The organism is Pseudochelatococcus sp. G4_1912, assembly GCF_047501465.1.
Lineage (GTDB): Bacteria > Pseudomonadota > Alphaproteobacteria > Rhizobiales > Beijerinckiaceae > Pseudochelatococcus.
In genome coordinates, this window is the sequence record NZ_JAZDRL010000002.1 from 544045 (window position 1) to 558269 (window position 14225).

Sequence of the window (14225 nt, forward strand, 5' to 3'; positions counted from 1 at the left end):
ACTGAATTGGCATTTTGCTCTAACTCTTTATTTTTGCATCAGATTTATCCAGAAAGCTGCAGCCACTTTTTGGTCTGATACAATAAAACGCTGCTTTATTCATAAACTGCAGCGATGCTCTAACTTATTATTTAAACTCTATTTTCGCCTAAATTGGCATCCACCTCGCGGCTTAATGCTGCCATTACTCTCCACGGAACGGCGCTATCTGACCTGCCTCCTTTGGAAAGTTGAAGTGAGTTTTATCGAGCAGGCGATCAATCTTGCGGTTTATATCACGCTGAAACTGTTTCCACTCCCTGCAAGGGGTTTCCCCAGATGCGTTTTGCGCTGGGAAGACACGACAGAGCGGCTGCATGATTGCAACCACAATTTCCTTCAAGATATACGCCACACCAAGCACAACAACACACAGCCCTAAACCAAGCAATGCCTGCACCCAGGGTATGAGCTGCCCGTATAGTGATAGTACATTTGTGCCAAAATAATTATCGGTCACGGTAGTAACTCCCCTTCTGAACTGAAGAGGCCACCAGAAAAGCCACCCCGAAAGGGTGTTCAAGGCTGGTGGCCGGAGAGTTAGAAAACCGTGTATACGCGGCCGCGCTGGCCTTTAGGCAGAGCCCTGAACATACGCCAGCACCTCCCCGGCCGTAGGCGAGGGAGGCACCATTGCGGTTGGTACCAACCGGTATACATGAGGTTTCTAAGCCCCAGATCCGCAAGATTGCAGATCCGCTCTAAGACATAAAGCGTTCGGCGTTGGTGTCAAATGGGAAATTGTCAGATAGAAGCCAGCTATCCATGCGCTATAAGCGCCGCCGTCAAAACCGCGCAAAAAGGCAGCAGTTGCAGGCTACTATAGCGCAAAGCCCTACACATTCTCAACATTGTCAGCCTTTTTCGCGCATTATCCTTGCCTTGTCGCGATCCCAGGAGCGTTTCTTCTCGGTTTCACGTTTGTCGTGCAGGTTTTTGCCGCGTGCCAGGGCGATCTCGACCTTGGCGCGACCGCGATCATTAAAATAAACGCGCAATGGCACCACCGTGAATCCTTCACGCTGGGTTGCACCGATCAGCTTGTTGATCTGGCGTTTATGCAGCAGCAAGCGGCGCGGACGGCGGGTTTCATGGTTGAAGCGGTTGGCCTGCAGGTATTCGGGAATGTAGGCGTTGAAGAGAAAAAAATCCGTGCCCGATGGCCCGGCATAAGATTCCCCAATCGTCGCTTTGCCCGAACGCAGCGATTTAACCTCGGTGCCAGTTAGTGCAATACCGGCCTCGATGGTGTCCACGATCTCATAATTGAAACGGGCTTTGCGATTATCCGCGACAACGCGATGCCCGTTTTTGTCATTGGCTGCCATATAATCAACCGTCGATCAGGCCAGCGTGCACGAGTGCGGCTTTCAGCTTGGCGCTGGTTGCTTCGCACACTGGCACCATCGGCAGGCGCACATCATCCCGCATCCGCCCCATAAGCGCTAGCGCATGCTTCACAGGAGAAGGATTTGTTTCAAGGAACATGCTCATATGCAGTGGCAGCAACCGATCCTGCAACTCAAGTGCAGTTGAAAATTCACCATTAAGGGCTGCACGCAACAAATCAGAGCACAGGCGTGGTGCGATGTTCGACGTCACCGAAATGCAACCATGTCCGCCATGCGCAACAAAGCCCAGTGCCGTGACATCCTCACCTGAGAACTGAACGAAATCCGGCCCCATCGCCTGGCGCTGCAAACTCACACGCGCGATGTTGGCAGTGGCATCCTTAACACCAACAATATTGCGCAGCTCATACAGGCGCGCCATCGTCTCCACCGACATATCAATGACCGAGCGTGGCGGGATATTGTAGATGATGATCGGAATACCGACAGCATCGTTGATTGCCTTGTAGTGCTGATACAGCCCTTCCTGCGTCGGCTTATTATAATAAGGCGTAACAACGAGCACACCATCCGCACCAACCTGCTCAGCGTGGCGAGCAAGCTCGATGGCCTCAGCGGTGCTGTTGGAGCCAGCGCCAGCAATCACCGGGATGCGGCCTTTTGCCTCTTCGATCGTCCAGGCGACAACCTGTTTGTGCTCTTCGTGGCTCAGGGTAGGGCTTTCGCCGGTGGTGCCGACTGGCACGAGGCCATCGGTGCCATTCTCGATCTGCCAGGCGACGAGTGCGCGAAACGCTTCCTCATCAAGGCTGCCGTTACGAAATGGCGTCACGAGGGCGGTATAGGAACCCTTGAAGCTACGATGTGTTGTCATGATATCTCCTCCACGGCTGATGGAGGCTCTCCCGGTATGGTCTGTCTATCGGCGGTTTTTCCGCGCGAAACGCTGCTTATAACAAGATGCTACTTAAACACTTGGACGCCAATGCGCAAAGGCTCATATTGCATTCAGGTGGTGTTTCACTACGTTTATAGCATACGCGTTGCCATCATAGCGCAGGTGTGAACACATCGCACGCATGGGTTTATGGTTAACGACATCTAAATGCGTTAATAGTTCTTAAATGTTTGCAGATGACCATGCTGTTAATAGATGGTTTGATAACCTGTTTAAATGGGGCTGAATGCAGACGATATCGGCAGCACACACTATGAGGCCAGATCATCTTTATGATCGTAAAATTGGTCTATATGCGCTGCGTAAAAGCTCTTCGCCCGTCCGTGCAGCCTTGTGGCTTTGCACCCACAGGTTGGTAAGACTGTGAAGGAGACCCATTGATGGGGTTACGCACGGGATTGTTGTTAACGCTGGCGGTGATCATCGCTGTTCTGGCGCCGGGTCTCATTCGTGATGGTAGAAAGCTGCTTGATGATAAGTTGAACATCAGCACCACCTCGGATCCGGGCGTTACCTCCCCAACAGCACAAGCACCAACGGAAACGCAGCCAGCAGAAACTGTTGCAGCCCCTCCGAAAACAGTTCAGGCACCCGCCAATCCGCCACCACAAGAGACGGCAGCCGTGCCCACAGCAGCTGTGCCCGATGCAAATCCACTTCCGGTCAAAATTGTCGTTCAATGGCCCGAACCAGATATTGAGCGCTTTCGTGCAGCCCTCGCCTTCTACCGCGCGGGCCATATGAGCGAAGGCGACACTGTTGCCGCGCAGATCACCGACCCCGCCACGCGCGATACACTTGAGTGGATCATGATCCGCACAACAGGTCTGCGCGTTGATAATGCACGTATCGAGGCCTTTTCCCGTCGCAATCCGGATTGGCCTAGCGCATCAAGCTTACAACGCCTGCTTGAGGCACAATATCTGCACGGTCGGCCTGCCAATGATTCCGTGCTTGCCTTCTTCAGTAAGCGAGAGCCTATAACCATCGCCGGCAAGCTCACCCTGAGCCGCGCGCTGATGCAGACTGGCCGCAAGGATGAAGCTATGGTGATGGCCCGCAGGCTATGGCACACTGAAGCACTATCAGCAGCTTCACGGCGGACGTTGCTGGATACTCACGGGGCCGAACTCACAAAAGCCGACCACCGCATTCGCCTGCGAAACCTTATGCTCAATGAAGTATGGGAGGCCGCGAATGACACCGCTCAACGTGTTGGGCGTGATGAAAGCTCGCTTATCGATGCATTTTCTGCGGTCACCGCAAAATCGCGCAATGCAGGCAAGCTGCTTGAGGCAGTGCCGGCACCGCTTCGCACATCGCCAGAATGGCTGTTGGCAAAATCGCGTTTTGAACGCCGCGCAGGAAATCTGAAAGCTGCGAGCGAAGCGCTCGTAAAGGCTGCTGCCAAAGTTGGGCAAAAACCCAACACAACGCAACCAACAGCCTCAGGCATTATTCTAATTGAACCAGCATCGGCTTACACCTCAAACGACACTCTATCGGTTGGTGATGCACCTGCTCTTGCTGTCCTTACCGCACCAATTCCGGCCACCTCCGTTGCAAAAGAGAACAACGACACCGGCAGCACCCATTGGGCATTGGAGCAGCGCCTCGTAGCCCGCGCATTGCTGGATGAAGGTAACACCAAAGCGGCCTATAAGATTGCGGCTCTCCCGTTCGCTTCCCGCGAGAGTGATCGTATTGATGCAGCCTTCTTCGCAGGTTGGATTGCCTTACGCTTTCTGGACAATCCCGAAAAGGCTGCTCAGCATTTCGCTGAGGCAACCCCTTACGCCACCCTTCCGATCTCAATCGCACGGGTTGCTTATTGGCGTGGCCGGGCTGCTGAAGGGCTGAACAATAAGGACGCTGCCAACACCTTCTTCACACAGGCGGCAAAGCATTCCACCACATATTACGGCCAACTGGCACGCGCCAAACTTGGCCTCGCCGATGTCGCAGTGCGCCCGCTTCCCGAACCTTCGCAGCAAGCGCGCAAGGACCTGTCCGAGATGAGACCAGCGCAAGCAGTGCGCCTCTTGTTCAAGGCAAACGAGGCAGACCTTACGCTTCCGCTTCTATCAGGGCTCGCCTCGCAGCTTGATGACGACCATCTGGCGGCGTTAGCTGAGGTGGTGGAGGAATCGCAAGATGCACGCGCTGCGCTTGCGATGGGCAAGGCCGCAGGCTATCTCGGCAAACCGTTTGATGTCACAGCGTTTCCAACCTTTGGCATTCCCGCAATCGATAGCGATGCCATCGAACAGCCGATGATCTTTGCCATTACCCGGCAGGAGAGCGCATTTGATGGCAAGGCGGTATCGCACGCAGGTGCACGCGGCCTGATGCAGTTGATGCCCGCCACCGCGCAAGCAACAGCACGCGCTGCTGGATTGCCGTATGATCTTACCCGCCTCACCAGCGATCCCGCCTATAACGCGCAACTGGGCGCGAGCCATCTTGGCGAACTCGTTGAGCGTTGGAAGGGATCGTATATCCTCGCCATTGCATCCTACAATGCCGGCCCCGGCAATGTACGCAAGTGGATTGATGCTTATGGCGATCCGCGCTCTGACGATATCGACGTCATCGATTGGGTCGAACGCATTCCCTTCACCGAAACACGTAACTACGTGCAACGGGTTATGGAGAATCTGCAGGTCTATCGACATCGCCTCAACAAGGAGACTGCACTGCTCATAGAACAGGACATGGGACGTGGGCGCAAAACGCCACAGTAGCGCTTACCCTCTTTTTGGCCCATTATGCTATCAAACATAAAACGGCAAAAGGCTGCGAGGGAACGATGGGCGAAACTTTGGCCTTCCGTAATGTCTATCTATCCGCCAAAGATGGCCTGAAACTGCATGTGCGGGAATACGGCCCGCGCGTGTCTGAGCGGCCAACTGTGGTTTGTCTGCCGGGTATGGCCCGCAACGCTACGGATTTCCACGCACTTGCAGAGATGCTCGCTAACGATCCTGACCAGCCGCACCGCGTCATCTGCATCGATTACCGCGGGCGCGGCCTATCCGAGTGGGACCCTGACTGGACCCATTATAACCCTTTCACGGAACTCGATGATTTGCAGCAGGTGCTGACTGCGCTGGCAGTCGACAAGGCTACCTTCGTCGGCACCTCGCGCGGTGGATTGATTGTGTTGGGCCTTGCCGCAGCTGCGCCTGAACTGATCAATGCCGTTGTGTTTAATGATATTGGCCCTGTTATAGAACCACAGGGATTGGCACGCATTCGGGGTTATCTCGGCAATCTGCCAACGCCTGCCAATTATCAGGAAGCAATCGGCATCGTCAGGGATTATCTGGAAAGCCAGTTCACTGCTCTTGAAGATCATGACTGGGAGGTATTCGCTCAGGGCACGTGGCTGGAAAACGATGGTGCGCTAAAACTGGCCTATGATCCAGCCCTCAAGAAAACGCTGGAAGGCCTTGATCTGACAAAAGCCTCACCACCACTTTGGCCAATGTTCGATGCCTTGAAAAATGTACCAATGATGGCCGTGCGCGGCGAGAATTCAGACATTCTGCGCGCTGATACGCTTAGCGAAATGCAGGCGCGGCGCACGCAGCTTGAAACATTGTTCGTGCCCAATCAGGGCCATGCCCCGGTCATGACGCATCCGGATGTCAGCGGCCCGATTGCACGTTTTATCAGCCGTGTGAGCCAGCTGCAGGCAGCTTGATCTGCATTCCGTCAAACGCCACCTCGACGCCAGCGGGCAGGCGCGCAGTCAGTTCGTCATAATCAAGATCGGCGTGCAAATCGGTCAGAATTGCCCGGCGCGGTGCAACACGCTCAATCAATGCAAGCGCATCATGCACCGAATAGTGCGACTGATGCGGCGCATAGCGTAGCGCATCAATGATCAGCACATCGAGATTTTGCAGTAGGGCTATGCTCGCATCCGGCACATGCTTGACGTCCGGCACATACGCCAACGCGCCATCACCTGCATGAAACCGAAAACCCAGCGCATCAATGTCACCGTGGTTGACGCGCACAGGCAACGCCTCAATAAAACCACCAGCGCCTTCCAATCTCACCGGCAACGCATCTTCTATCCGATGGGCCGAGAGTATAGGCGGATAGCTGCTGCCCGGCGGCGTTACAAAGCAATAGCCGAAACGCGTCAGCAGCATGGCCTCTGTATGGGCATCCGCATAGATATCGAGCTTATGGCGCATATGCAGCACAAGTGCGCGCAAATCATCAATGCCGTGCGTATGATCCGCATGTTCGTGCGTGAACAGCACCGCATCGAGATGGGTGATATCTGCATCAAGCAATTGCTCACGCAGATCAGGCCCTGCATCAATCAGCACACCTGTTTCACCGCCAGCGCCGTGGCGCGCCACGTGGATAGAGCATCGGCGACGGCGATTTTTGGGATTAGCCGGATCGCACGCTCCCCATCCTCCTCCCACCCTTGGCACGCCGGTTGAGGAGCCACAGCCAAGAATGGTGAAGGTCAAAGTCATGCAGCCAGGTTTCCTGCAAGCCGGTCTGTGCCAACCTTATTAAATAACCGCCGGAAGTTATCCGTGGTCAGCTGTGCCAATGCCAGCTCGCTCATGCCCCGCACTTCCGCCAGCACCTTGGCAGTATGGGCAACATAAGCAGGTTCATTGCGTTTACCGCGATACGGCAGCGGCGCAAGATAAGGCGCATCCGTCTCAACCAGCAAACGATCCAACGGCACACTCTTGGCGATATCGCGAATTTCCTCTGACTTCTTGAACGTGATGATGCCCGAGAAAGACACATAAAGCCCAAGCGCCACACCGATTTCCGCCAGCTTTGGCCCAGACGAGAAGCAATGCAAAACCGCCGTAAAACGGCCCTTCGCCATCTCTTCGGTGAGGATTTCGATCATGTCGTCATCAGCGCTGCGGGCATGAATAACCAACGGCAAACCGGTAACGCGCGCTGCCGCGATATGGCGCACAAACACTTCCCGCTGCACAGCCATCGACTCGCGCTCGTAGAAATAATCCAGCCCCGCTTCGCCAATTGCCACACAACGCGGATGAGCCGAATGCGCTACGATCTCCTCAAGCGTCACGTCCGGCTCATCTTTCGCCTGCATCGGATGCGTACCGATGGAGAAATACACCCCCCGATGCGTCTCCGCGATAGCACGATAGGTTGCAGCCTCACGCACACGAGTCGAGATCGTCACGATCTGCCCCACGCCAGCAGCGGCTGCACGCGCCAGAGTACCCTCAAGTTCGTCGGTAAAATAATCCAGATGGCAATGCGTATCGACAAGCATCACGTAGCGCTCCCAGCCTCCGTCTCCACATAACGCGGGAATACGCCAGCGGGTTCAGGCAGCGTTTGACCGGGCGCAATCCGCCCCGCTTCGCCCAGTACCGAGAAATCACGCGCATCTGTTGGAATCGCCAGCAGATCAAGCAACCGGCCAGCAGCATCCGGTGTTGCAATCTGCGCAAAGATCGCTACCTGACGCAATACTTCAGCCGTCACATACAGCACCGTACCCATGCGCGCGGGGTCTGTCTTGCGCAAGGCCCATGGCGCTTGCGCCGCAAAGTAGCGGTTGGCATCACCCACAACGGCCCACACATCAGCCAGAATTGCATGAATAGCAAAGTCCTTCACCGATATGCGTGCTTTTTCGAGCAGCGCATCGGTAGCAGCCAGCATGGTAATATCAGCTTCTTCCAGCACGTTCGGGGCTGGCAGCACCCCATCGAGATTCTTGGCAATCATCGACAACGAGCGCTGTGCAAGGTTGCCCAGATCATTGGCAAGATCAGCATTCACACGGTTGACGATAGCTTCATGGCTGTAGCTACCATCCTGGCCAAATGGCACTTCGCGCAAAAGGAAGTAGCGCAGCTGATCAACGCCATAAACCTTCGACAACGAAACCGGGTCGATCACATTGCCAACCGACTTCGACATTTTCTCGCCGCGGTTGAACAAAAAGCCATGGCCAAACACGCGCTCCGGCAGTGGCAATGCCGCCGACATCAGAAACGCGGGCCAATAGACCGCATGGAAACGGGTGATATCCTTGCCGATGATATGCGCATTCGCGGGCCAGAAGCGCCAATCGGCATCGTTCTGGTCCGGGAAGCCAACGCCGGTTAGATAATTGGTGAGCGCATCGACCCACACATACATAACGTGCCCCGGCGAATCCGGCACCGGCACACCCCACGAGAGCGCCGTGCGTGAGATCGACAGATCCTGCAGGCCGCCTTTAACAAAGCTCACCACCTCATTGCGGCGACTGTCAGGCCCGATAAAATCCGGATGCGCATCATAATAAGCCAGCAGGCGATCCTGATAGGCCGAAAGGCGGAAGAACCATGTCTGCTCCTCCGTCCACTCCACCGGGGCACCATGGGGACTAAGCCGCACGCCATCACGAACAGTGGTTTCGCTTTCATCGAAAAACGCTTCATCGCGAATGGAATACCACCCGGCGTAGGTGCCAAGATAGATATCGCCCGCATCCCTCATACGACACCACAGCGCCTGTGCAGCCACGTAATGCGCGGGCTCCGTGGTGCGGATGAAGCGATCACACGAGATGTTCAGCTCATCGACCATCTTCACAAATTGCGCCGTATGCCGGTCTGACAGCTCACTGGGGCTGATACCTTCCTTGGACGCGGTCTGCGCCATCTTCATGCCGTGCTCATCTACGCCGGTCATGAAGAAAACGTCATATCCATCGAGCCGCTTGAAGCGCGCAATCGCATCGGTCGCAATCGCCTCATAGGCGTGGCCGATGTGGGGCGCTCCGTTTGGGTAGGATATCGCGGTCGTGATATAGAAAGTCTCAGCGTCGGCCATTGTGTCTGCCAAAGTGCTAGAATTGAAATTATGCAGCTTGCGCGCGGCGAGCAGCATCCGCTAGATCGCCGAAAAGGCTGAGAACCAGCGGTCGACGATCGAGATTCAGAACCTGCGTCTCGCGCGCCGCACGTAGGGCGTTGTCCCACACCTCAACAAAACGTGCAAGTTCAACAGGGCCTTCACCCGCACGATTATGGATGCGTTCTGCGATCCAGTCATGGACTGTTGCCAGCAGCGTGGCAAAAGCCGCTTCCGCCTCACGGCCTGTCATTGTTTCAGCCAGCGCCTGAATCGCAGCAGATTCCATAGCCGGCAAGCGTGCAAGCAGCCCGCGCACCTTTTCCACTAGCGCAATCGTTTGCGGATCCATCAGCCCCAACGCCGCCCGCACCGATCCACCCGCAAGCTCTGCAGCGCGTTGGATCGTCGCTGGTTCAGCATCGCCGAATGGTGATGGCAGGGCACGAATGGCCTGTGCAACATCCGCTTCACCCAGTTTCCGCAGCAGCAACCGTCGGCAGCGGGAACGGATCGTCGGCAAGGTGCGACCAGGCGCGTGCGCCACCAGCATGAACAGCGCGCGCGGCGGCGGCTCCTCGATCACCTTCAGCAGCGCATTCGCACTGGCAATATTGAGATCTTCGACGCTATCGACAATGCAAATGCGATAGCCATCATTGCCCGCCGTTGAAGAAAACAACGACAGTGCACGCCGCACGGCATCAACGGGAATAATCGTCGAGGCGGCTTTTTTATCGGTCGCAGGCGCGCGGCGCAGCACCACAAGATTGGGATGCGAAAGCGCCGCCACCTTGGCAGCGACACCATTGGAGGGATCAGACGTCAGTGTTTGCGCCCGCTGCACCGCTTCACTTGCAGGATCAGGATGAGACAATAAAAAGCGTGCTGCCCGATAAGCAAATGTCGCCTTACCGATTCCCTGCGGGCCACCAATCAACCATGCATGGTGCAACCGCCCTGCCCGATAGGCATCAAGAAATTCCCGCTCCGCTGCCTCAAGCCCAAACAGCGCCTGCTGCGCCCGCGGGTGCGGCGCATCGGGAAACTGATCCGGCTCTGTGTCGGCACTACTCATGAGGAAGCTCTTGCTTGATCTGTCGGCATATTGCTTTGTGCCGCCGTTAGCAGCCTTTCGTCAACTGCCTGCCAGATGCTTTCTTCCACCATCTCGATTTGTGCTGCGGCGTTAATCACTACACAACGCTTTGGCTCGGCCTTTGCAATCGCCAAAAACCGGTCGCGCAAATCACGATGAAATGCCAGCGCCTCACCCTCAAACCGATCTGTTGCTTCGCCTAATTGCTCCCGGCGCGCATCCGCACGTGCCAAGCCAACTTCGGGGGGCAAATCAAGAATCAGCGTGAGATCAGGCCTTGTATCACCTACCACAACCCGCTCCAACGCCCGCAAGATGGCAGGTTCAGGCTCGCCTGTAGCCCCTTGATAAGCGGTAGTAGAATCAAAAAACCGATCGCAAATCACCCAGGCCCCGCGTGCAAGCGCTGGCCGGATCAGCGTATCGAGATGATCAATCCGCGCAGCAGAAAACAATAACGCCTCGGCCATCGGGCCAAGCGCTTTTGCACGACCGGATAAGATAACTTCCCGAATAAACTCGGCTTTGGGTGAACCACCAGGTTCACGCGTGGTCACCACCTCGATGCCTCGCGCCTCTAAGCGGCGTGCAAGCCAGCGCATCTGCGTGGACTTGCCAACGCCCTCACCGCCCTCAAGCGTGATAAACCGACCGCGCGCAGGAGAGGAAGACGCACTCACATCAGCCGCTCAAAAGCGCGGCGCACATACCCCGTGCCCCATTCGTACACGGCATCAAACGCCCGCTGCCACAGGCTGCCCTGCGCAACAGCTTCAGCTGTCTGCAAGGGCACATCAAGCGCTTGAAGCGATCCACGCTGCACCTGCAAATGCCCCAGGGCCACGCCTTTCTCAACCGGCGCTACAACCGGCCCTTGATAAACGATGCGCGCACTCACCCGTTCATCCGAACCACGTTGCACCAGCACCTTGACGGGCGTGGGCGAAACAAGGTCCACCCCGCTTTTTACCCCGCCAAACACCGACGCTTGCCCAACCACTTCACCAGCAGCGAAAAGTTGTTTGACCTCGAACGAGCGCAACCCCCAATCGAGCAGCTTGCGTGCTTCCTGATCGCGCTCACGCGCTGTTTTTGCGCCTGAAACCACAACAATCAGCCGCTGCCCATCGAGCACTGCTGAGCCCACAATCCCAAAACCCGCTTTTTCGGTGAAGCCTGTCAGAAAACCATCTGCACCCACATTCATCGCCAGCAGCGGATTGCGGTTCGATTGGCGGATCTTGCTCCAGGTGAAATCAGGCTCGGAAAAAATGCGGTATAAATCCGGATATGCTTCAATGACATGCTCAGCAAGGCGCGCCATATCCCGCGCAGTGGTGCGCTGGCCTTCGGCCTCAAGCCCCGATGCATTCACGAAGTTCGAGCCCGTAAGGCCAATGGCCTCAGCCCGACGATTCATTGCCCGCGTGAAAGCGGTTTCGGTGCCTGCAATACCCTCGGCAATGACGATAGCTGCATCATTACCTGAGGGAATAACAAGTCCGCGGATGAGATCCTGCACAGCGATATTGCTGTTAACAGCAGCAAACATCGCCGTACTGCGCGATGGCCCGCCACCCGTGCGCCAAGCGTATTCTGAAACATAAAAAGGCTTATCGAGCGCAAGACGGCCTTCCTTGATTTCATGAAACAGCACTTCTGCCGTCATGATTTTGGCAAGGCTTGCGGGCTCGAAGGGAACATCCGCTCCCTTTTCAAACAACACAGTGCCCGTGCCGACATCAATCAGCAGGGCACGCGGAATTTCTGTCTGGAAATTTTGAGCTTGCGCGCTGCCTGCTGAAACAACAGCAAGAGCAAAAACCGCCAGCGTCGCCGCCATCAGTTGCCGCGACGACACAAAAAACGGCGGGGTTTTCATGACCATTCCCATCAAGCGCACCATCCCGCTCTGAAGAGCGGAATGCTTCCACGCATCCCTAGAAGTTATTAGCGATCGCTCTTTTGGCGACCTGCACCAGTACCGACCGTTACAAAACGTTGCGGCGTTAACTGCGATAATGGCATGGGCTCAAAGAAGGCGCCATCCGCATCTTTTTGTTCAGACTTGTTCGCTGCAGCAAAGGGCAAGCCTGCAACCAGCGAACGGCGGCCAGCTTCTTGAGCAGGCGCAGCCGCTGCAATCGGCCCCATTAACCGGCGACGAGGCGCAAGATCAACCGGCCGCGCTGGCGGCATAGGCGCTGCCATCACCGCACCCAAAGCCTCGGTCGGCGCAGAGGCGACAGTCGTTCTGGCTTGTGGCTCATTGACCTCACGCACCAGCTCCGTCAAACCAGATGTAGCAGGCTGTTGAGCATAGGGCATCGCATGAGGCGCTGGCGCAAGTGATGCAGCAACAGGGCGCTGCAAGGTTGCAGCCTGCATAGGTGCAGCAGCCGGCTCTGGCGCGGATTGTGCCATAAGCGTTCTGGAAACATGGGGCTGTGCAGGCGCTTCAACAGGCACCTCAGCCACAGGAGCGGGCGTCTGCACCGGCGCTTCGACAACAGGTGCTACAGGCTCTGCACTTGCAACCATTACTGGCGCAGGTGCTGCCGTTGGAATAGGTGCGGGCTGGCCGGCATTCAGTGTTGCAAGCAACTTGCGGTCATCGCTGCCAGTGAGCGAGGCGCGGCCCACGTATTCAACCTTCACACGGGCCGTACCCTGACGATGGAAATCCAACGCCTCAGCAGCACTTTTTGAAAGGTCGATCAAACGGTTGCCGTGGAAAGGACCACGATCATTCACGCGCACCACCATCGAACGCTGATTGCTGAGGTTGGTTACACGCACATAGCTTGGAAGCGGCAGCGTCGGATGCGCGGCGGCAATCGACTGCTTGTCAAAAATCTCGCCATTCGCAGTCTTGCGGCCATGGAAGTCCGAGCCATACCACGATGCCGTGCCGATAGCGACGTAATCATCAGCCTCTTTTGGAGTAAACGTTTTTCCGGCCACAACATAAGGCTTGCCAACCATTGACCGGCCGCCGCCCTTAGGCACGGGCTTGCCATTGGCAACAACACGCGGGCTTGGCTTCACGCCATACTTGGAATCGACCTTTGCCGACCCGCCCGAATGCGTCGCAGAGCTGCAATTGGCTACACCAAGCGCCAGCACGGAAACCGCCAGCAGCTTGAGGAAAATTCCGGTTGAGGTGTGTCGTGATTTGACAACATGCGAGGCATCGCTCGCGTTCGGTGCATCCGAACGAATGGTGATGGTGGCTCGTTTCGTCAACCGCATAGGTCCGTCCCGCATAATCGCCCTCATCGTCTGTCTGTGCCGACAGGGCCTCGGCGCCCCACTGCGCCGTTGCTCTACCTACGATAAGGAACGAACTTCGTTGACAGAACGTTAACAACAGCGTTCTGCGCGATACAATAAGGTGCGGGCACTTGCCCACGCCTAAATGGCTTATGGGCACAAAAGCCCATAATTTGCAGATCGCGCCGACATAAATTGCAACACTTTCTGCATCAAAGCCCTATCTGTCGGATGCGCGCATCCGGCGAATAAGTGCGCGTATCTTTCCCACATCCACACAGCCATCCACACATTGTTACATTGAATAGTTGCACCCGCATCATCGGGTACAGACTTTTTCAAGCAACGTGCACAGCGACCATTGGTTGTAATGGATTAACATCAGATACAAACGGCGCGCCACCATAAGTGACAAATCCAGATCTGTCGAATCAATAGATATACTAAGTGATCCCCCCGTTCAGCCTGCGCCAAGAATAATGAATTAAGCTTGCTTGATGCTGCCCAAATATCCCCTGCCGCACCAGGAGACTTCAGAGACCGGACGACTTGTTGTGGGAAAGCAAGAAATAATGCATCGTTTTCATCAGACTATGACATCACACAATAGTTGGCGGCACGCCTACAAATG

The 14225-nt window shown here is 56.0% G+C and carries 12 protein-coding genes; 2 read left to right on the forward strand and 10 right to left on the reverse strand.

Annotated elements, in window-relative coordinates:
- Positions 1-184 precede the first annotated feature (184 nt).
- The 3 genes from VRZ32_RS09700 to dapA all read right to left on the reverse strand — a co-directional run bounded on the left by VRZ32_RS09700 (position 185) and on the right by dapA (position 2265).
- Positions 185-499: a hypothetical protein gene (locus VRZ32_RS09700; protein WP_414525531.1), complete on the reverse strand. Its 315-nt coding sequence runs from the start codon at positions 497-499 to the stop codon at positions 185-187.
- 394 nt (positions 500-893) lie between these two features.
- Positions 894-1367 carry an SsrA-binding protein SmpB gene (gene smpB / locus VRZ32_RS09705; RefSeq protein ID WP_414525532.1) on the reverse strand — a complete coding sequence of 158 codons (474 nt, stop codon included), beginning with the start codon at positions 1365-1367 and terminating at the stop codon, positions 894-896.
- A 4-nt stretch (positions 1368-1371) separates the two neighbouring features.
- Positions 1372-2265: a 4-hydroxy-tetrahydrodipicolinate synthase gene (dapA, locus tag VRZ32_RS09710; protein ID WP_414525533.1), complete on the reverse strand. Its 894-nt coding sequence runs from the start codon at positions 2263-2265 to the stop codon at positions 1372-1374.
- Positions 2266-2729: 464 nt separating this feature from the next.
- Between dapA and VRZ32_RS09715 the strand changes: the two genes are divergently transcribed.
- Together VRZ32_RS09715 and VRZ32_RS09720 are read left to right on the forward strand one after the other, a co-directional pair.
- Positions 2730-5093 carry a transglycosylase SLT domain-containing protein gene (locus tag VRZ32_RS09715; protein WP_414525534.1) on the forward strand — a complete coding sequence of 788 codons (2364 nt, stop codon included), beginning with the start codon at positions 2730-2732 and terminating at the stop codon, positions 5091-5093.
- Between the two features lie 65 nt (positions 5094-5158).
- Complete coding sequence (locus VRZ32_RS09720; RefSeq protein ID WP_414525535.1) at positions 5159-6055, forward strand: alpha/beta fold hydrolase; 897 nt, start codon at positions 5159-5161, stop codon at positions 6053-6055.
- Here VRZ32_RS09720 and VRZ32_RS09725 read toward each other — a convergent pair.
- From VRZ32_RS09725 to VRZ32_RS09755, 7 genes are all read right to left on the reverse strand, one after another.
- On the reverse strand, positions 6024-6851 hold the full coding sequence (locus VRZ32_RS09725) for an MBL fold metallo-hydrolase (protein WP_414525536.1): 828 nt from the start codon (positions 6849-6851) through the stop codon (positions 6024-6026). The two genes, VRZ32_RS09720 and VRZ32_RS09725, sit on opposite strands and share 32 nt — an antisense overlap.
- Positions 6848-7645, reverse strand: coding sequence for a TatD family hydrolase (locus VRZ32_RS09730; RefSeq protein WP_414526188.1), 798 nt, complete (start codon positions 7643-7645; stop codon positions 6848-6850). Before VRZ32_RS09730 ends, VRZ32_RS09725 begins: the two co-directional genes overlap by 4 nt.
- Complete coding sequence (gene metG / locus VRZ32_RS09735) at positions 7645-9201, reverse strand: methionine--tRNA ligase (protein WP_414525537.1); 1557 nt, start codon at positions 9199-9201, stop codon at positions 7645-7647. The genes VRZ32_RS09730 and metG overlap by 1 nt, the downstream gene beginning before the upstream one ends.
- 28 nt (positions 9202-9229) lie before the next feature.
- Positions 9230-10300: a DNA polymerase III subunit delta' gene (locus tag VRZ32_RS09740; RefSeq protein WP_414525538.1), complete on the reverse strand. Its 1071-nt coding sequence runs from the start codon at positions 10298-10300 to the stop codon at positions 9230-9232.
- Positions 10297-11001 (reverse strand): dTMP kinase, encoded by a 705-nt coding sequence (gene tmk, locus VRZ32_RS09745; RefSeq protein WP_414525539.1) that lies wholly within the window; start codon positions 10999-11001, stop codon positions 10297-10299. The genes VRZ32_RS09740 and tmk overlap by 4 nt, the downstream gene beginning before the upstream one ends.
- Positions 10998-12203 (reverse strand): D-alanyl-D-alanine carboxypeptidase family protein, encoded by a 1206-nt coding sequence (locus VRZ32_RS09750; protein ID WP_414525540.1) that lies wholly within the window; start codon positions 12201-12203, stop codon positions 10998-11000. The genes tmk and VRZ32_RS09750 overlap by 4 nt, the downstream gene beginning before the upstream one ends.
- Positions 12204-12271: 68 nt before the next feature.
- The gene (locus VRZ32_RS09755) at positions 12272-13588 is read right to left on the reverse strand and encodes a septal ring lytic transglycosylase RlpA family protein (RefSeq protein ID WP_414525541.1); all 1317 of its coding nucleotides are present in this window, start codon (positions 13586-13588) and stop codon (positions 12272-12274) included.
- Positions 13589-14225 lie beyond the last annotated feature (637 nt).

Excerpts from the sequence above, each read along its gene's own strand:
- smpB (WP_414525532.1), bottom strand. The coding sequence starts at position 1,367 with ATGGCAGCCAATGACAAAAACGGGCATCGCGTTGTCGCGGATAATCGC.
- dapA (WP_414525533.1), bottom strand. The coding sequence starts at position 2,265 with ATGACAACACATCGTAGCTTCAAGGGTTCCTATACCGCCCTCGTGACG.
- VRZ32_RS09715 (WP_414525534.1), top strand. The coding sequence starts at position 2,730 with ATGGGGTTACGCACGGGATTGTTGTTAACGCTGGCGGTGATCATCGCT.
- VRZ32_RS09720 (WP_414525535.1), top strand. The coding sequence starts at position 5,159 with ATGGGCGAAACTTTGGCCTTCCGTAATGTCTATCTATCCGCCAAAGAT.
- VRZ32_RS09725 (WP_414525536.1), bottom strand. The coding sequence starts at position 6,851 with ATGACTTTGACCTTCACCATTCTTGGCTGTGGCTCCTCAACCGGCGTG.
- VRZ32_RS09730 (WP_414526188.1), bottom strand. The coding sequence starts at position 7,645 with ATGCTTGTCGATACGCATTGCCATCTGGATTATTTTACCGACGAACTT.
- metG (WP_414525537.1), bottom strand. The coding sequence starts at position 9,201 with ATGGCCGACGCTGAGACTTTCTATATCACGACCGCGATATCCTACCCA.
- VRZ32_RS09740 (WP_414525538.1), bottom strand. The coding sequence starts at position 10,300 with ATGAGTAGTGCCGACACAGAGCCGGATCAGTTTCCCGATGCGCCGCAC.
- VRZ32_RS09750 (WP_414525540.1), bottom strand. The coding sequence starts at position 12,203 with ATGAAAACCCCGCCGTTTTTTGTGTCGTCGCGGCAACTGATGGCGGCG.
- VRZ32_RS09755 (WP_414525541.1), bottom strand. The coding sequence starts at position 13,588 with ATGCGGGACGGACCTATGCGGTTGACGAAACGAGCCACCATCACCATT.